Source organism: Anaerococcus provencensis (assembly GCF_000312365.2).
In the GTDB taxonomy this organism is placed as follows: Bacteria; Bacillota; Clostridia; order Tissierellales; family Peptoniphilaceae; genus Anaerococcus; species Anaerococcus provencensis.
On record NZ_HG003686.1, the window covers coordinates 611,017 to 629,298 of the forward strand.

The 18,282-nt window shown below is 31.7% G+C and carries 20 protein-coding genes and 1 pseudogene; 19 read left to right on the forward strand and 2 right to left on the reverse strand.

Features of this window, described 5'->3' with window-relative positions; all coding sequences use genetic code 11:
- The first annotated feature begins 6 nt into the window (after window positions 1–6).
- The 4 genes from kdpB (at window position 7) to BN38_RS05630 (ending at window position 5,403) form a co-directional block, all read left to right on the forward strand.
- Entirely contained in the window at window positions 7–2,061 is a 2,055-nt protein-coding gene (gene kdpB / locus BN38_RS05615) for a potassium-transporting ATPase subunit KdpB (RefSeq protein ID WP_044565989.1), read from the forward strand.
- Between the two features lie 10 nt (window positions 2,062–2,071).
- Complete coding sequence (gene kdpC / locus BN38_RS05620) at window positions 2,072–2,671, forward strand: potassium-transporting ATPase subunit KdpC (RefSeq protein ID WP_044565990.1); 600 nt, start codon at window positions 2,072–2,074, stop codon at window positions 2,669–2,671.
- Between the two features lie 85 nt (window positions 2,672–2,756).
- Window positions 2,757–3,491 (forward strand): response regulator transcription factor, encoded by a 735-nt coding sequence (locus BN38_RS05625; protein WP_044565991.1) that lies wholly within the window; start codon window positions 2,757–2,759, stop codon window positions 3,489–3,491.
- A complete protein-coding gene (locus tag BN38_RS05630) occupies window positions 3,478–5,403 on the forward strand; it encodes a DUF4118 domain-containing protein (protein ID WP_044565992.1) in 1,926 nt (641 codons plus the stop codon). The genes BN38_RS05625 and BN38_RS05630 overlap by 14 nt, the downstream gene beginning before the upstream one ends.
- Window positions 5,404–5,628: 225 nt before the next feature.
- On the opposite strand, the gene BN38_RS05635 is transcribed toward BN38_RS05630, so the two are convergent.
- Complete coding sequence (locus BN38_RS05635) at window positions 5,629–7,002, reverse strand: leucyl aminopeptidase (protein ID WP_044565993.1); 1,374 nt, start codon at window positions 7,000–7,002, stop codon at window positions 5,629–5,631.
- A gap of 170 nt (window positions 7,003–7,172) precedes the next feature.
- Here BN38_RS05635 and BN38_RS05640 point away from each other — a divergent pair, with 170 nt between their 5' ends.
- The 15 genes and pseudogenes from BN38_RS05640 (at window position 7,173) to BN38_RS05715 (ending at window position 17,851) form a co-directional block, all read left to right on the forward strand.
- A complete protein-coding gene (locus tag BN38_RS05640; RefSeq protein ID WP_044565994.1) occupies window positions 7,173–7,658 on the forward strand; it encodes a hypothetical protein in 486 nt (161 codons plus the stop codon).
- A complete protein-coding gene (locus BN38_RS05645) occupies window positions 7,658–8,386 on the forward strand; it encodes a GntR family transcriptional regulator (protein ID WP_044565995.1) in 729 nt (242 codons plus the stop codon). The genes BN38_RS05640 and BN38_RS05645 overlap by 1 nt, the downstream gene beginning before the upstream one ends.
- 132 nt (window positions 8,387–8,518) lie before the next feature.
- Window positions 8,519–9,154: an SIS domain-containing protein gene (locus BN38_RS05650; RefSeq protein WP_044565996.1), complete on the forward strand. Its 636-nt coding sequence runs from the start codon at window positions 8,519–8,521 to the stop codon at window positions 9,152–9,154.
- Between the two features lie 437 nt (window positions 9,155–9,591).
- Window positions 9,592–10,611: an SIS domain-containing protein gene (locus BN38_RS05660; RefSeq protein WP_044565998.1), complete on the forward strand. Its 1,020-nt coding sequence runs from the start codon at window positions 9,592–9,594 to the stop codon at window positions 10,609–10,611.
- Window positions 10,612–10,622: 11 nt separating this feature from the next.
- On the forward strand, window positions 10,623–11,039 hold the full coding sequence (locus tag BN38_RS05665; RefSeq protein WP_084593758.1) for a PTS sugar transporter subunit IIA: 417 nt from the start codon (window positions 10,623–10,625) through the stop codon (window positions 11,037–11,039).
- 9 nt (window positions 11,040–11,048) lie between these two features.
- Window positions 11,049–11,519 (forward strand): PTS sugar transporter subunit IIB, encoded by a 471-nt coding sequence (locus tag BN38_RS05670; RefSeq protein ID WP_044565999.1) that lies wholly within the window; start codon window positions 11,049–11,051, stop codon window positions 11,517–11,519.
- Between the two features lie 9 nt (window positions 11,520–11,528).
- Window positions 11,529–12,320 carry a PTS mannose/fructose/sorbose/N-acetylgalactosamine transporter subunit IIC gene (locus BN38_RS05675; RefSeq protein ID WP_044566000.1) on the forward strand — a complete coding sequence of 264 codons (792 nt, stop codon included), beginning with the start codon at window positions 11,529–11,531 and terminating at the stop codon, window positions 12,318–12,320.
- Window positions 12,310–13,143: a PTS system mannose/fructose/sorbose family transporter subunit IID gene (locus BN38_RS05680; RefSeq protein WP_044566001.1), complete on the forward strand. Its 834-nt coding sequence runs from the start codon at window positions 12,310–12,312 to the stop codon at window positions 13,141–13,143. Before BN38_RS05675 ends, BN38_RS05680 begins: the two co-directional genes overlap by 11 nt.
- Window positions 13,144–13,372: 229 nt before the next feature.
- Window positions 13,373–13,894 (forward strand): annotated as a pseudogene (locus BN38_RS11630) (DUF624 domain-containing protein); the annotation flags it as partial.
- Window positions 13,887–14,171, forward strand: coding sequence for a DUF503 domain-containing protein (locus BN38_RS05690; RefSeq protein WP_195890884.1), 285 nt, complete (start codon window positions 13,887–13,889; stop codon window positions 14,169–14,171). The pseudogene BN38_RS11630 and the gene BN38_RS05690, both read left to right, overlap by 8 nt.
- A 71-nt stretch (window positions 14,172–14,242) precedes the next feature.
- Window positions 14,243–14,593 carry a Spx/MgsR family RNA polymerase-binding regulatory protein gene (locus tag BN38_RS05695; protein WP_044566003.1) on the forward strand — a complete coding sequence of 117 codons (351 nt, stop codon included), beginning with the start codon at window positions 14,243–14,245 and terminating at the stop codon, window positions 14,591–14,593.
- An 8-nt stretch (window positions 14,594–14,601) separates the two neighbouring features.
- Complete coding sequence (locus tag BN38_RS05700; protein ID WP_044566004.1) at window positions 14,602–15,087, forward strand: GAF domain-containing protein; 486 nt, start codon at window positions 14,602–14,604, stop codon at window positions 15,085–15,087.
- Between the two features lie 61 nt (window positions 15,088–15,148).
- Window positions 15,149–16,507: a branched-chain amino acid transport system II carrier protein gene (gene brnQ / locus BN38_RS05705; RefSeq protein WP_044566005.1), complete on the forward strand. Its 1,359-nt coding sequence runs from the start codon at window positions 15,149–15,151 to the stop codon at window positions 16,505–16,507.
- Window positions 16,508–16,535: 28 nt separating this feature from the next.
- Entirely contained in the window at window positions 16,536–17,165 is a 630-nt protein-coding gene (trmB, locus tag BN38_RS05710) for a tRNA (guanosine(46)-N7)-methyltransferase TrmB (protein WP_044566006.1), read from the forward strand.
- 71 nt (window positions 17,166–17,236) lie between these two features.
- The gene (locus tag BN38_RS05715; RefSeq protein WP_044566007.1) at window positions 17,237–17,851 is read left to right on the forward strand and encodes a DUF4230 domain-containing protein; all 615 of its coding nucleotides are present in this window, start codon (window positions 17,237–17,239) and stop codon (window positions 17,849–17,851) included.
- Between the two features lie 168 nt (window positions 17,852–18,019).
- Here the strand turns inward: BN38_RS05715 and BN38_RS11360 are convergent, their stop codons facing one another.
- The gene (locus tag BN38_RS11360) at window positions 18,020–18,226 is read right to left on the reverse strand and encodes a transposase (protein WP_084593760.1); all 207 of its coding nucleotides are present in this window, start codon (window positions 18,224–18,226) and stop codon (window positions 18,020–18,022) included.
- Between the last annotated feature and the right edge of the window lie 56 nt (window positions 18,227–18,282).

Here is an 18,282-nt window from a genome sequence, read left to right on the forward strand (position 1 = left end):
GGAAATATGGTTAATAAGAAAACAAAATTTGTAAGTAAAGATATAATGAAGACTTCTATTAAAGGGGCATTTTTAAAATTAAATCCCAAGTATATGGTAAAAAACCCTGTAATGTTTGTAGTAGAAATTGGATTTATAATTTGTCTATTACTTGCTTTTTTCCCAAATTTGATAAATGATGGAAGCGACAATGCAAGTAAATACAATATGCTTGTTTCCATTATTTTGTTTATAACTTTATTATTTGCAAATTTCGCCGAATCCGTAGCTGAAGGTAGGGGAAAGGCACAAGCAGAGACATTGAAAAAAACAAAAAAGGATACTAAGGCTAGAAAAATTTTAGATGATGGAAAAGAAATTGAAATCTCTAGTAATGACCTAAAAAAAGGAGACGTAGTTTTAGTAAAAGTAGGCGAAATAATTCCTAATGATGGTGAGATTATAGAGGGAATAGCAAGTATTGATGAATCTGCAATCACTGGTGAGTCCGCACCAGTAACTAAAGAAAGTGGAGGAGATTTTTCTTCAGTGACGGGAGGTACACTTGTTGTATCAGATTGGATTAAAGTTCGTATAAGCTCAGATCCTGGTGAATCATTTTTGGATAAGATGATATCTCTTGTAGAAGGAGCCTCTAGACAAAAAACACCAAATGAGATTGCTCTAAATACCTTGCTAGTTTCTCTAACTATTATATTTTTGATAGTTATCATAACCCTTTATCCAATAGCTAACTATTCTAATGTAAAAATTTCAGTTTCTACATTGATAGCTTTAATGGTTTGCCTAATCCCTACTACAATTGGTGCATTACTTAGCGCAATCGGTATAGCTGGTATGGATAGGGTTACTAGATTCAATGTCATAGCAATGTCAGGTAAGGCTGTGGAAGCTTGTGGTGATGTTGATACAATGATTCTAGACAAAACAGGAACAATAACCTTTGGAAATAGGCTAGCTAGTGATTTTATAAATGTCGATGGAATCGACAAATCAGATTTAATAGACTATGCCATGATATCATCACTAAAAGATGACACCCCTGAAGGTAAATCTACAGTCGAACTTGCAAAAAAATTGGGTTCGAAAGTTAATCCGGCAGATTACGAAGATGCGTCTTTTGTAGAATTTACTGCAGCAAGCAAGATGAGTGGGATCGATTTAGAAAATGGTCCAATGATACGCAAGGGATCTGGGGAAGCGATAATAAAGTTTATTACAGAAAGAGGTGGAGATGTACCAAGCGACCTACAAGCAAAAGTAGAAAGTATTTCAAAATTAGGGGGTACTCCACTAGTCGTTTGTGTAGATAATGTAATTTATGGAATTATCTATTTGAAAGATACGGTTAAGCCAGGACTTAGACAAAGGTTTGAAAGACTTAGAAAAATAGGAATAAAGACCATAATGTGTACTGGTGATAACCCACTTACTGCAGCAACAATTGCAGCAGAAGCTGGTGTTGATGGATATATAGCAGAGTGTAAACCTGAAGATAAGATAGAAGCCATTAAAAATGAGCAAGCTCTTGGAAAAATTGTAGCAATGACAGGTGATGGAACCAACGACGCTCCAGCCCTAGCTCAAGCTGATGTTGGTATTGCAATGAATTCTGGTACAAGTTCAGCTAAAGAAGCAGCCAACATGGTTGACCTAGATTCTGATCCAACCAAAATATTGGAAGTTATAGAGATTGGTAAACAGCTACTTATAACAAGAGGTTCATTGACTACATTTTCTATTGCCAATGATATAGCTAAGTACTTTGCAATAATTCCAGCTATCTTCACATTGGCTATTCCTCAAATGAAGGTTTTAAATATAATGTCATTGCACAGCCCATCTAGTGCTATTATTTCAGCACTGATATTTAATGCAATCATCATCCCTTGTTTAATACCTTTAGCAATGAAGGGTGTAAAATATGAACCAATGTCAGCATCAAAGATGCTAGGCAAGAATATGTTGATTTATGGACTTGGTGGAGTGATTTGTCCATTTATTGGTATAAAACTAATAGATATAATAGTATTTCCATTACTTGGTGTATTAGGAATATGAAGGAGATTAAATGAAATTGATAAAAAAATATAAAAGTGCATTTTATTTAACAATATTTGCATTTATAGTATGTGGAATAATTTATCCACTTCTTATGACGGGAATAGCTCAATTAATCTTCCCAAAACAAGCAAATGGTAGTTTAATAAAAGTAGATAATGAAGTAGTTGGATCTGAATTAATAGGCCAAGATTTTACCGATCCTAAATTATTTCATGGCAGACCATCAGCTGTCAACTACAATGTATATGAAGGAAAAGCTGGGTCGCTAGCCTCTGGTAGTGAAAACTTCGCGGTAAGTAATCCTGATTTAAAAAAGAGAATTGGTAAGGACGTTGATAAGTTTTTGAAAGAAAACCCAACTGTATCAAAAGAGGATATTCCAGAAGATATCATCAGTCAATCTGCTTCAGGGCTTGATCCTCATATTTCCTTAAATGCAGCCAAGTTACAAGTTGATAGGATAGCAAAAAATACTGGACTTGCTAAGGAAAGTATAGAACAATTAATCAAGAAAAACACAAAAGAAAAAACATTGGGAATCTTTGGTGAACAAACTGTAAATGTATTGAAGCTAAACATAGACTTAGTAAGTGAAATGAAAAAATAATATTGTAATATAAGGCCTCAGGTAATCATAACTTGAGGCCTAGAATGATTTGACCAATATTTTGCTATAAAGAAGGTAAGTATATATGAATGAAAATATAAAGATATTAGTTGTAGAAGATGACAGAGCTGTGAGAAACTTGATATCGACAGCATTACAAATAAATGATTATGAATATGACCTAGCGATTGATGGTAAAAATGCTCTACAGCTAATGACTTCAAATAAATATGACATAGTTTTTATTGACTTGGGCTTGCCTGACATTGATGGAATAGAAATAATAAAAAAATTCAGAGATTTTTCGACTACTCCAATTATAGTAATTAGCGCTAGGACCAATGATGAAGATAAAATAGAAGCCTTGGATGCAGGGGCAGATGATTTTTTAACCAAACCATTTAATGTTGACGAACTTCTTGCAAGAGTTAGGTCAACCTTAAGAAGAATAAATTATGCTGAGAATAATAGTGTTGAAGACAAAATTTCATTTGAAAATGGAGATATAAGAATAGATTATCCTTCGAGAAGCGTATTTATTAAAGGTGAAGAAATACATTTAATGCCAATAGAATATAGTTTATTGTGCCTATTGGCTGAAAATGTCGGCAAAGTACTAACACATCAGTATATATTAAAAAATATTTGGGTAAATTACCTTGAATCTGACCTTTCTTCTTTGAGGGTATATATGACCTCTCTTAGAAAAAAGATAGAAAAATTAACTGACGATAAGTATATCCAAACTCATGTTGGAGTTGGCTACAAGATGATTAGAATCAATAAATCAGGGGAAGATGAAATAAATGGATTTAATTGATAGAGATTTGATATTAGTATGTATATCTGAATCCCAATCTAATAGTCAGGTAATAAAAGAAGCCAATGAGATAGCTCAAAATGAAAAAGCTAAACTAATTGCTCTATATGTATCTGATAGAGATAAGTTTCAGGAAAAAAAGGACAATGACTATCTACAAGACAATTTAAGTCTAGCGGAAAACATGGGGGCCATGGTTGAGATTATATATGATGACGATATAGCAAGCCAAATAGTAAACTTTGCAAAACTATATAAAGTAAAAAAAATTGTAATAGGAAAAAACCGAAATGATTTTAAGCTATTATCTTTAAATACCAGCATATATGATCAAGTGGTAAAAAAATCTGACAGAATAGATATTTACGCTGTTCCAATAAATGATAAGGTCAAAACTTATGGATTTAAAGAAAACAAAAATATATCAAAAGATTTGTTAATTGCTTTTATAATACTAGCAATCAGCACTCTAATAGGTTATATATTTTATAATTTTGGCTACAGTGATGCAAATATAATAATGATCTATATACTAGGTGTTTTTTTTATTGCCCTTGTAACTTATGATGAATTAGTGAGTTTTATTTCATCTGTAATATGCGTATTAGCCTTCAATTATTGTTTTACTCAGCCAACTTTAAGTTTATCAGTATATAATCCTGAATATATTATTACTTTTTTAGTCTTATTAATAGTATCATCTTTGACAAGTAAGCTAGCAAGCCAGATAAGAAAAAATGCAAAGAATTCATCAAATATGATATATATAACAAAGCTTTTGTTAGAAACGAATCAACTTTTACAGACTAAAATATCCAAATACGAAATCATAGAAACAGGCTGTAATCAATTATCAAACCTACTAAATAGAAATATAGTTTATTACGATATAGTAGATGGGAAAATTCAGGATCCACTAATATTCAATGATGACCTTAGGGATGCTGATAAAGAATTTCTCAAAGAATTAGAAATAGTAAAGTGGGTATTTGCCAAAAACAAAAGTGCAGGTGCTGGCACAGAATATTTGCCAGATGCCAAGTACTTATATTATGCAATCAGATTTAATACAAGCGTGTATGGGGTTATAGGTATACATTTGGGTAAAGATAGGCTGGATTCCGTAGAAAATAAAATTTTACTAGCTATCCTTGGAGATATGTCTTTGGCTTTAGAGAAAGAAAAAATTTTAAAAGATAAAAACGAAGCTAATTTGAGAATAAAAGATGAGCAATTGAAAACAAATCTTTTAAGATCAATCTCCCATGACTTAAGAACACCCCTAACTACTATTTATGGTAATTCTGATATACTACTTAATAATTCGGAAAACTTGACAGAAACAATGAAATTAGGGCTATATAGAGATATTTATGATGATTCCCAGTGGCTACTGAATCTTATAGAAAATTTACTTTCAGTAACTAGAGTTGAAGAAGGTAAAAGCAAACTAAAAATAGAGCCACAAATGGTTGAAGAAGTCATAGAAGAGGCCCTAAAGCATGTAAGCAGAGATAAAAAAAATCACAATATAACTGTTGATATAGATGATGACTACCTAATGGCTGATATGGATGTGAGGTTAATAATACAAGTCATCATAAACCTTGTAGACAATGCTATAAAATATACTTTTGAAGGGTCAAGTATCAATATAAGAGCCTACCAACATGCAAACAAAGTCATAATCCAAGTGGCAGATAATGGAAAAGGAATTGAGGATACCGATAAGAAAAAAATATTCCAAAAATTCTATTCGGCTAATAACAAAATCATCGATAGCAAGAGGAGTATAGGTCTAGGCTTATATCTTTGTAGGATTATAGTTAAGGCCCATGGTGGCGAAATAAGTGTAACGGATAATATACCAAGTGGATCTATATTTACTATGGTTTTGAAAGCTAGCCAATAAATGATAAACTATGTTTTATACTTTGTACAAACATAAAAGAATTATAATATGATACAAATAAAAAGGGGGCTGTTGCAAAATAGATAAATCGTTCCTATATCATTCGAGCACCCTCCCAGAAAGTTTGGCCTCCCTGAGCCGGCGGGCTAAACCTCAAACTTTCTGGGAGTGCACTCCAATGATGGAACGTTAGATATCTATCAATTTGCAACAGCCCCTCTTTACTTATTTACTATATGATTTTGCTAGATGGTAAAGAGTTTTGACGTGGACTCCTGTACCACCAACTTCGTTTAATCCTTGAGATTTTGATAGGTAGGCTGTTCCTGCTATGTCTAGGTGAACCCATGGATAGTCTTCAACAAAGGCTCCTACGAATTGGCCAGCTGTGATTGAACCACCGTATCTGCCACCAGAGTTTTTGATGTCAGCGACTTTTGAATCGTTGTAGGTTCTTAGGAAGTCATCATTTGGAAGTTGCCAAATCTTTTCGTCAGATTCTTTTGAAGCTTCCATAACTTTTTCAAAAGCTTCTTGGTTGTTGGTAACAGCACCGGTGTAGGTTTCTCCAAGGGCTACTAGAACTGCTCCAGTGAGGGTTGCAAGGTCTACGATAAGTTCTGGTTTGTATTCTGTAACACCATAATTTACTGCATCAGCGAGGGTGATACGGCCTTCTGCATCAGTATTATCAACTTCTATTGTCATGCCATTTCTTGCCTTTATAACATCACCAGGTTTGTAAGATCCCCCAGAAATGCTATTTTCACAGGCTGCTACTAGGGCTACTACATTTACCTTTAGCTTGTTTTTCGCTATAGCTTTCATAGCACCGATAACAGTGGCAGATCCACCCATATCAGAGTTCATAGTTTTCATTCCCTCGCTTGTTTTGATAGAGTATCCACCTGAGTCATAGGTAAGACCTTTGCCTACATATACTAGTGGTTTATTATCTCCGTGTAAGTATTCCATTACTATAAAACGAGGCTTGTTAGCTGATCCCTTGGCAACTTCTAGATAAGCTGTAAGACCCATATCACGGATTTGCTCTTCTTCATAAATTTTTACATCAACACCAAGGTCGCTAAGTTCATCATTGGCGTATTTTGCTAGTGTTTCTGGATAGATATCATTTGAACGAAGGTTAATGAGATCACGGGCTAAGAATTGACCGAATAATGTGTCCAAAAGTTCTTTGACATCATTTTCGTATGATTTTAAACTAGCTGGTAGATTTATGCTTTCAAGATTATTCGCGCATTTTTGGCTCTTATAATGGTCAAAATTATATGTTGAAACTTGTAAAGCTTCTACAAGTCCAAGGACATAATCTTTTTCCTCTAGATTTAGGTCAGATTTTTCAAAAGAAACCTCATTGATATCCTTATCTGCCAAAAATCTTCCTAGTTTATAAACCGCTTCTTTGAATTTTTCTTTGCAAAATTTGTCTTTATCACCAAGACCTAGAAGAATTGTTTCTTCCCCGACAAGTGGCAAAACTGAACCCTTTGATCCATCAAAAAATGGATTGTTAGATTCATTCTCAAAGACAAATTTTACTAAGTTGTTCTTACTATCATTAAAAATAAATTTCATATACACTCCTTTTAATAAAATTGTGTCACTTGGAATTATTATACAATTTTATTTATTAGTTTGAAGTGTACTTTTAAGATATAACGTATGTGTTATAATTAAGTATAACAAATGTATGTTTTAATAACCATTTAAAATTTAATTTTATATAAAATAAAGAGAGTTTTATCATGCAAAGAATAAAGAGAAGAATAGATGATCCATATTTTCGGATAAAGTTTAGTCAAGAAAACAGGATATACTTAGACTCCTTGTACGCATCTTTAGAGATAGGCAATAATTTTACAGACTCATTGTTTGATACTCAGGGTAATAAGGATATTCTTAAAATTAATTTTGTTATAAATAATTATAAATCTAATCCTTTATCTTATGTAAAAATTTCTTTGATCAAATTCGAAGATATATCGTACTATAATATTGGATATACAGAACTAAATAATATTATTAATGAACTTTTGGATAAATATGAAGAAGCTGATATTCACCTTATGGCAGCTTATGCAGATGATGATGAATCCAAAGTTTTGGGGTTAGGAAAGGTAAAAGAAATTCTTCTACTCACTACTAAATTATATAAAAATGATGAGGTTTATTGCTATGTAGAGGAATGTTTAACTATAGAACAATATGAATTTTATGATATGGGCAGATAATGAAAGATTATAATTATATTAAAGTTCAAGAATATATTTTATCTGAAATTTCAGACAAAAAGCTAAAACCAGGTATGAAAATTAAATCTGAAAGAGAGTTGTCCAAATTATTAAATATAAATAGGATGTCTGTCAAAAATGGGATAAATAAACTTGTAGAATCCAAAATACTTTATAGAATACACGGTAAGGGGACATATGTTACAAAAAGTTTAAATCATAATGGAAGAATGATAATTGCTGATAATACACCAATGTCCTTAAGAATGAAAAATATTATATTAGGTAAGATTACTTACAATGATGTTTTGTCCTTTAAATTATTATATGATTGTGAAAAAATTTCAAAGTTGTTTAAATACGAAAAAGATTTTTACGAATTAGTTAGAATTAGATATTCGGGTGATATAGCTTATTCAGTTGAGTATTGCTATATTCCTTTTAGTAAATTTAAAGATGCTATAAGATATGATTTTTCGACCTCATCCTTGTATGATTATATGGAATACAAAAAGAAATTACCTGTAAAATTTGAAACCCATATGTCTGTAGTAAAAAATGAAGAAATCAACTCTTTACTTAATATATCGATAGGTAGCAGGGTTTTTAATATAGAATTTTTTGGTAGCACACAAAATAACGAGTTAGTAGAATACACTCAATCATTTATTCTGCTCAATGAAGTAGAATTTAATTATCACGTTGAAAGAAATGAACCGCTGGTTTAATAGGTGGTTCATTTTTTTAAGGTAATTTATAAAAACGATTGCATTATTATAATAGCTATATTATCATATAAATAGTAATAAAGCTTTATTCATTTTGTTAGTTTACTGTTTATTGAAGATAAGGATGTACTTATGGATATGAACATGAGAGATTATATTTTTTCTATACCAAATTTATTAAAAGAATATAATGAAGATACTGAATTAACTAAAGAACTTGAAAAGGTTTACTTAAATTCAAGTGAAAATTTAATACTAGTTGCAAGTGGTTCATCATACAATGCTTGTTTGACAGTTAAGTATACTTTAAGAGAAATATTAGGAACAAATGTCGATGTGTTTTCTCCATCTAATTTTCAATACTACGAATTAGATAGATTTAAAGACGATTTGATAGTTGTCATATCTCAAGGGGGTTACTCAACAAATTGTTTAAGATTGTTAGATACATTGAAAAATAAAAATATTGAATCAACTGTAATAACATCCGATATTGATAGTTCTATAGCAAAAATTACTAATAATGTAATTGATTATAAGATAGGTATTGAAAAGGTTGGTTATGTTACTAGAGGATATACTGGCTTAGTTTCATTTTTACTTTTATTTGCTTTTAGATTAAATAGAGATAAAGCAAATGACTTATATTATAAGTTTATAGAAGATATAAGTAATGCCCAAAATATTTTTGATGATATTCTTTTAAAATCAAAAAAATATATGAAAATAACGAAAAAAACTTTCTATCCTCAAAGGTTGTTCACGTAGTTAGTTCGGGCGATGGTCTAGGGACTGCATCAGAAGCAGCTTTAAAAATAGGTGAAACGGTAAAAGTTCCTGCATATGCGTATGACTTAGAGGAATATATACACGGCCCAAATCTTCAAATAGATCCAAATTATACTGTTTATTTAATAGACAATGAAGATGATACATCTGATAGGATTATTGAGTTATTTTATGCTGTTTCTGAAGTTACTGAACGAGTGTATATTGTTTCAACAAGAGATATTAATGATGACAGATCATTAAAGGTAAATTATAACAACAATATTTCAAGGTTGATATTTAATATAATTCCATTTCAACTTTTAGCACAAATCGAAACTGATCAATTAAATAAATGGGAAAAACATCCATTAATGAAAAATTTTGATAAAAAAATAAAATCCAAAGAAAACGAATAAGATTATACGGAGGTTAAAATGACAGACTTACACAAATTTGACAAAGAAAGATACCTAGAAGATGGAAGAAATGCCTACAGTCAAAGAAAGGATGTAGAAAAATTAGCAGATCAATTAGTAGATGAGGGATTTAAAAATATTTATTTAATGGGAATGGGAGGAACTGAATTTGAATTTTACCACTTTCATTATCTAATAAATAAATACTTTGATGTAGAGATTCATTTAATAAATGCTGCTGACTTTTTATTACTCGAAGATAAAAACTTTACAACAGAAAGTCTAGTTATTACTGCAAGTTCTAGTGGTAACACACCTGAATTAATAAAGGCAGCAAAATCATTCCATGAAAAAGGAATTAAAGTAGTATCATTTACCAAAGAAAAAAGCGAACTTGCAAAATATTCAACACATGTAGTTCCTGAAGCCGCTGTGACCGGAAAAGTAGAGTTCTCATATCTATTACAAACTATACTTTTATATAGAATTTTAAATAAACTTGATCAATTTGATGAATATCCTAAGTTTGCTGATGAGCTAGAAAATATTTTTGAAGACTTACTATTGGTAAAGGAAAATTTTGAAGAAAAAGCTGATTATTGGGCTAGCAAATTATACAATGCTGAACACACAATATTTACAGCATCAGGAGCTTTATGGGGAGAATGTCTATTATACTCAATGTGCATACTAGAAGAAATGCAATGGATAAGAACAAGACCTGTGAGCAGTTCTTTATTCTTCCATGGTACATTAGAACTTGTAGAAGACGGTGTTCCAGTATTTATCATAAAAGGAGAAGATGAATTCAGAGAACAAGATACACGTGTTGAGAACTTCTGTAGAAAAATAAACGCTGAACATTACGTTTTTGATACAGCAGAATTTGCATTAACAAGTATTTCAAAAGAATTTAGAAAATACTTAACACCATGGATAGCTACAGCGCTTTTAACTGAAAGAATGGGTGCCAACTACGAGAAATATACCAAGCATAATCTTGATTATAGAAGATACTACAGACAGTTTGATTATTAAACAATATTATTATGAAAAAAGTTTTATTAATTAGTCATGGACATATGGCTAGGGGAATTGTTAGTAGTGTTGATATTATATTAGGTAAGCAAGATAATTTAGAATACTTATCAGCTTATGTAGAAGGCGAGCCTCCTTTTGAAAATGAATTGAAAAAGATTATTGATGATAATAGAGACAATGATTTAATAATTTTGACAGACTTACTAGGAGGCAGTGTTAATAATGAAGTTATGAGTATGGTTGATGGTAAAGATAATATTCATCTCATAACAGGTATGAACTTAATACTTGTTATTAGTATTTTGCTAGCTGATGATAGTAATTTACCAGAACAAATTAATAAAATAATAGATGAATCAAGAAAAGGAATAATTTATTTTAATGATTCAACTATTATACAAGATGAAGGATTGGATGATTTTTAAGGTGGTAATATGATTAAATTATTAAGAATAGATCATAGATTGTTACATGGTCAGGTTGCCTTTTCTTGGGCTCAGAATTTAGACGCAAACGCAATATTATTGGCAAATGATGAACTCGTACATGATACATTAAGACAAAATGTGATTAAATTTTCTAAACCAGCAGGTGTGAAAGTTATAGCAAAAAGCATCGATGATAGTGTTGAAGCAATAAAATCTGGTGTTACAGACAAATATAATTTATTTATTATAGTAGAAACTATTCAAGATGCTTATAAACTGGCAAAAGCAATTAATTTAAATGAAATTAATTTAGGAGGGACTTATCCACATGAAGGCTATGAAGAAATCGGAGTAGCAGTTCATGTAAATGAGGAAGATAAAGCATTACTAAGAAAGATGGTAGGCGAAGGAATTGACATTTATATTCAGGGTGTACCTTCAAATAAAAAAGAATATATTAAGGATATTTTAAAGTAGGAGATATTAATGATTCGAGAAGCGATATTATTATACTTAATAATGATAATAGGAAGGTCAGAGTTTTTACTTGGTACAGCGCTTATTCAAAGACCAATTATAGTTGGACCTTTAGTTGGTTTGATTTTTGGGGACCTTCAAACTGGAATGATAATGGGTGCAACAATGGAATTAGCTTTTATAGGAGCAGTAAGTATAGGTGCTTACATACCACCTGATATGTTATCTGGAACTGTACTAGGGGTTGCATTTGCAATAACCTCAGGAAGAGGGCCAGAAGCAGCTCTAACATTAGGAATGCCAATTGCAACCCTAATGTTAGCGTTAAGATCCGTTATTGGAGAGCCTATTAAAGTAGGGCTTGCTCACTTAGCTGATAAGCATGTGGCAGAAGGTAATTATAGAATGTTTACAACTGATGTAATTATATTTCCTTTACTAATTGAAATGGTTATTGCTCTAGTTGTACCATTTGCATATTATTTTGGTAGCGATGCTGTAACAAATGCATTAAGTGTTTTGCCAGAGTTCGTTATAACAGGTATTGAAATTGCTACTGGTTTATTACCAGCTCTTGGGTTTGCTATGCTAGCTCAAATGATAATGAATAAAAGAGTTGCTCCATTTTTCTTTTTCGGATTTTTCTTAGTTAGTTACTTTGCTGATTCTGGCTTAACTACTACTGGAGTAGCTATATTTGCATTCATCATAGCAGCTATCATGTATTATTCAGATGATAAAAAATCAGTAACTGAAAGTACTGTAATTGAAGATGAGGGGTATGTTTTAGATGAGTTTTAAAGAAATAAAAAATAAAGATAGCATAATTACAGAAAAAGATTTATCGAACTTAGCCTTAAGATCCATACCTATGGAACATTCTTGGAACTATGAAAGAATGATGCACATGGGTTATGCACGGGCTTTAATGCCTATCTTAAAGAAATTATATCCAAAAGATGAGGATTTTAGAGAGGCCTTACAAAGGCACTTAGAATTCTATAACACTACTCCATTTATAATCACATTTCCACTTGGAATATCTGCAGCGATGGAAGAAGAGAGATCAACCAGTGTTGATACCTTTGATACAAAGTCCATATCAGACGTAAAAACTGCTTTAATGGGTCCTTTAGCTGGCATAGGTGATTCAATATTTTGGGGAACACTTAGAATAATTGCTACAGGTATAGGTACATCCCTAGCTCTACAAGGCAATTTACTTGGTCCACTACTATTTTTTCTAGTATGGAACGTGCCTCATTGGATTTCCAGATATATTTTATCTTTTGTCGGATTTAACTTAGGTACTGAAGTTATTACCAAGGCTAACCAAAAAGGTGTTATGGATAAGATAACACGTGCAGCCAGTGTAGTAGGGCTTTCTGTTGCAGGTGCAATGACAGCAGAAATGGTTAATGTAAACATACCTATAGCGATAGGTGCTGGAGAGAATGCAACCACCGTTCAAGCTATACTTGATGGTATCATACCTGGTATACCTAAACTATTAGTATTCTGGTTAGCATATAGACTACTAAAGAGAAAAACAAGTCCACTATTAATAATGTTAATAATGTTAGTACTTGGAATTGCCGGTGCATATTTTGGATTCTTAGGATAAACGAGACTACCCTTGATTTAATCAAGGGTTTTTCCTATTAAATTTTAATTTATTGCGTAATTATATTTTATAGACAATTACTAATTTTTTTAATAATATATATGATAAGAGAAAAATTAAAATTTATAATAAGGAGGAATTATATGGAGCGAAATTTAAATGTGAAAAAGACTCCTAGTTTTGACCTGAACCCGTAAACACGGAATAATTTAATAATAGTTTAAGGGGCTTAATAGTACTTGGCATATTTCCAAGTTTTCTTGCAAGCATAAAAGTATTGATAACAAAGTTTTATGATAAAAATCCAAATACACTTCAATACGAATTTACAGAGACCTATAAAAAATATTTTAAAATATCAAATATCAAAGGTTGGATAAATGCATTTTTTTCTAGTATTTTAATTTTTGATTATAATATAAATCAAAAGTTCTTAGAAAATAATTTATTAAGGATTATTTTGCTAGTTCTAATTCTATTAACTTTAATTATAATTAGTCATTCACCTATAACAATTTTGAGATTTGATCTAGAAATCAAAGTTTATTTTATCCAATCCATATTAATAAGCCTTAGCTCTCTTTTTGAGCTCATATCATTACTTATAAGCCTATTATTAATAGAACAAATTTTTTTAAGATATCCAATATTAATATTACTATTGGGAATTCCTATATTGGCAATAACCTTTGCTTACTTTTCCAATAGCTCTGTTGATAAGGTAAAAGTAAAGAGGCAAAATGATGGCTGATAGGGCGTATGTATTTTTAATGGAAATTGAATTTAGGATTGATGGGGCTTTTTCACTTAAAGATAAGAAAAAAGTTATAAAATCAATTATAGATTATGCAAGAAACACCCTAAAGATTTCATCAGCAGAAATATCTAACAATGATATGAAAAATTTTGCTCACCTAAGGTTTGTTACAATATCAAATGATAGGCAAACTTCAAAATATATTTTGGAAAACTTATTTAGGCGTATAGATCAAAATTATCCAGTGGAAATTATAAAATTTTTTATATAAGAAATATAAATCTTAAGATAGGGTATGATATATCATATACCTATCTTTTTTACTTTGCGAAAGGAGACAAAATGAAATTAATTTGTTATAAGAGATGTACAACATGCAAGGGTGTTGAAAAAATGTTAGAAGAAAAAAATATTTCCTATGAATATAGGGATATCAAGGAAGATAATCCAACAGCAAGCGAACTAAAAGAATGGCATGAAAAAACAGGCCTTCCAATCAAGAGATTTTTCAATACTTCTGGCAAAATCTATAGGGAAGAAAATATAAAAGATAAATTGCCAAATCTTACAAATGATGAGGCTTACGAACTTCTTGCAAAAGACGGTATGCTTGTGAAAAGACCTATTTTATTTACAGATGATGGGGAAATTTATGTTGGCCCTGATGTAAAAAAATACATCGAGACCTTGTAGGTGATGAGATGACTTTTACTCTTAGAGGTATGGATAATATGGATGATAAAGCTCGCATGGCCGAGCTTTTAAATTTTGTCAAAATACAAGTAGAAGATGAAAAAGATAAGCTTGCACTTATGAGCAATATTTCTGCCTTTATAATGTCGTCTACAAGAAATCTCAACTGGGCAGGATTTTATTTACTAAGAAATGGAGAACTGGTTTTAGGACCCTTCCAAGGACTGCCTGCTTGCACTAGGTTAACATTGTATAAGGGAGTGTGTGCCAAGGCCTTTAATGATAAAAAAATTACAAAAGTAGATGATATCCATGAATTTGCCGAACACATAGCTTGTGATAGTGCATCAGAAAGCGAGCTTGTTATACCCTTATTTAGGGATGGCAAAGTTTATGGAGTACTGGACTTGGATAGCCCAAGCAAAAATCGCTTCAATCACCTAGAAGTAGAAACTTTTGATAAGCTAGCTAGGTTAATAGAAAAATATTTATAGTCTTTTTATGGTATTATAATTCATTTCATGATATAATTATTCATTATGAAAGAAGGATACTATGAAAAAGACTTTAAATTTTAAACAGATTCTACTTATAGGATCGCTTTTATTTGGACTATTTTTTGGAGCAGGAAACTTGATATTTCCACTAAAAATGGGCCAAGATGCCGGATCTAATATAGGACCTGTTACTTTGGGATTTTTATTATCAGGTGTAGGACTTCCAATATTGGGTGTTGTGGCTGCAGCCATGTCTGATAGCCAGTCACTTTTTGATATAGCAGTGCCTGCAGGTAAGAAATTCGCATACTTTTTTACAATTTTACTATACTTAACCATAGGACCAGGATTTGCTATTCCACGTACATCCACAGTTTCCTATGAAGTATCATTTGGATCATTTTCTATTAACCAAAGCTTGGGGTTATTTATCTTTTCATTGATATTTTTTGTCCTAGCCTTGCACTTCGCTCTTAACAAGGGAAAACTTATCGATACTATAGGCAAGTATTTGACGCCTATATTTCTTGTATTGTTGGGGGTGCTGGTTTTACTGGGGATATTTAAACCTATGGGTCCACTTGGGGCAATTGAGCCTACTAAAAATTATCTAAGTTCTCCATTTTTAAAGGGAGTAATTGATGGTTATAATACATTAGATGCTCCAGCATCTCTGGCTTTTGCTGTTATCATTATAGGAGCTATCAAGTCTTTTGGACTTACGGATCCACAAAATATAGCCAAGCAAACACTAAAGGCAGGACTTGTATGCCTATTAGCCATGGGCCTTGTTTATGTATCTTTGGCTTTGCTCGGAGCTAGTTCAACAAATATAATGGAGCCTGTAGCAAACGGAGCTATAATCCTTGCTGAGATAAGCAAGTACTATTTGGGAGATATAGGCCACATCCTACTTTCCTTGATTGTTATAGTTGCATGCCTTAAGACATCGATAGGGTTAATATCAGCTTGTTCAGAAATGTTTAGTGAAATCCTAAGTTTTGATATATCTTATGAAAAGTACTGCTATATATTTGCAATCATCTCATTCGCTATTGCAAATCTTGGCCTTGAAACGATAATAAGCTTATCACTTCCAGTCTTGCTATTTTTGTACCCACTATCCATAGTTTTGATAATTTTATCAATGCTATCAGTAAAAATAGGCAAAAATGAGACAGTTTACAAATGGACAATTGGATTAACTGCATTTGCGGCTATTTTTGACTTGCTAAAGGCAAGCCCATTTGCAAAATTCGATTTGCTTGTAAATATCCTAAAGTTTCCAGAAAATTTCCTCCCTGGCTTTGACCTAGGATTTGCATGGATAATACCAGCAGCTATAGGCTTTGCAATAGGAATAATCATTGATAAATCAAAGAAAAATAGTAAGGTAACTAAGACTACTGGCGAGTAAAATTGCCAGTTTTTTTAAGGAGAATTTTATGAGATTGAGATTTAAACCAAATGCAATTCCTGAGATGAAGGAAAATGACAAGATATATTTTTATCCCAAAGATATGAGGGGAAAATGGGCAAGTGTTTTTGCCAATGACAACCCTATCTATCTAGAAATTGGAGCTGGAAAAGGGGATTTTATCATAGAAATGGCAAAAAGATATCCTAATATCAATTTTATTGCTCTTGAGATGAATACAAATGCCTTTGTAATTGCCAGTAGGAAAATTGAAGAAGAGGGTCTAACAAATGTGATAGGCCTTGTTGACTATGCAGAAGACTTGGAAGAAGCTTTTGATGAGGGTGAGATTGACCGTATATACATAAACTTTTCGACACCTTGGCCAAAGACTAGGCACCACAAGAGAAGGCTAAGTCATCCTAGATTTTTGGAGATATATAAGAAGATTATGGTTCCTTGTGGTATAGTTGAGCAAAAAACTGATGATAGACCATTTTTTGACGATTCACTAAAATATTTTGAAGATTTTGATATGGAAATATTGGAATATGACTATGATCTTGCCGAAGAAGATTCTATCGTGACAGAATACGAAAGAAAATGGAGAGATAGGGGCATTCCAATTAATTATGCAAAGGCAAAATTTAAGAATTAATAAAATAAAATTTGATTTCTTGAAAAATATAGTATATTATATTTGAAATATGAGAAAAGGAATGATAATAAATGAATAAAAAAGAAAAAAGAGGACTCAAACAAGGTCTGATTGGGAGCCTTATAATAGCTATTATTTTAATAGGCGGCAGCATCTATGTCAAAAACAACTTTGTTCCAAAAGAAGAAACCCTTATTAGTTCCGAAACAGTTGAATCTTCGCTCAAAGAAGCCAAGGAGCTAACCACTCTCAAATACCACTACAAAAATATAGCATCTTTTGAAAATAGCCAAGAATTTCAAGGTTTCAAATTACCATTTACTACAAAAAGATTTTTGTATACTTACGAGGGCGTAATTCACGCTGGCGTGGACCTAGACAAGGCAAAGGTGGATGTTAATAACGAAGATAAAACAGTTAGCGTCACTTTACCAAAATCCAAGATTTTAAGTCACGATATTGACGAGAAGTCTGTGATGATCTATGATGAGAAGAATTCAATTTTTAATCCCTTAGACCTAGAAGATTATTCTAATTTTAGAAAAGAAGAAGAAGCAAAGGTAGAAAAAGAAGCGGTTGACAAGGGTTTGTTGACCGAAGCTGATGAACAAACCAAAAAAGCTGTAGAAGATATTTTAAATATCAACCCAGAAATAGCAGAACATTATACAATAAATGTAAAATAGGGTGGTGTTGCAGAATAGGAAAATCTATTCTGCTCATCACTTTTTTTATTGTATATTTATATCAAGCCATAATATTCTGTACAGTTTTTAAACATGAGGATAAATTTTTCCACATTTTCTTTAAAATTAGGCTCAAGTAATAGAGCTCCTCATTTTAATATTTTTTTCTTAGGCAGCTTTATATTTTATGATTTCTAAGTTTCTTTTTTCTATTTTTGATGATAATTTGTTTAAGTTTAGTGCCATTGACAATAGGCATATTTCACTTATTATATTTGCTTTTCCTCTGTGGTGGAATCTATTGTAGTTTAGTCCTGATTTTATTTTGGAAAATGCTCCTTCGGATTGGATTGATCTGTTTAATCTTTCTTCTATTCATTGGGCTGATCTTATGTTTTCTAAGGATTCTTTTCTATATTTTTGGAATGTTT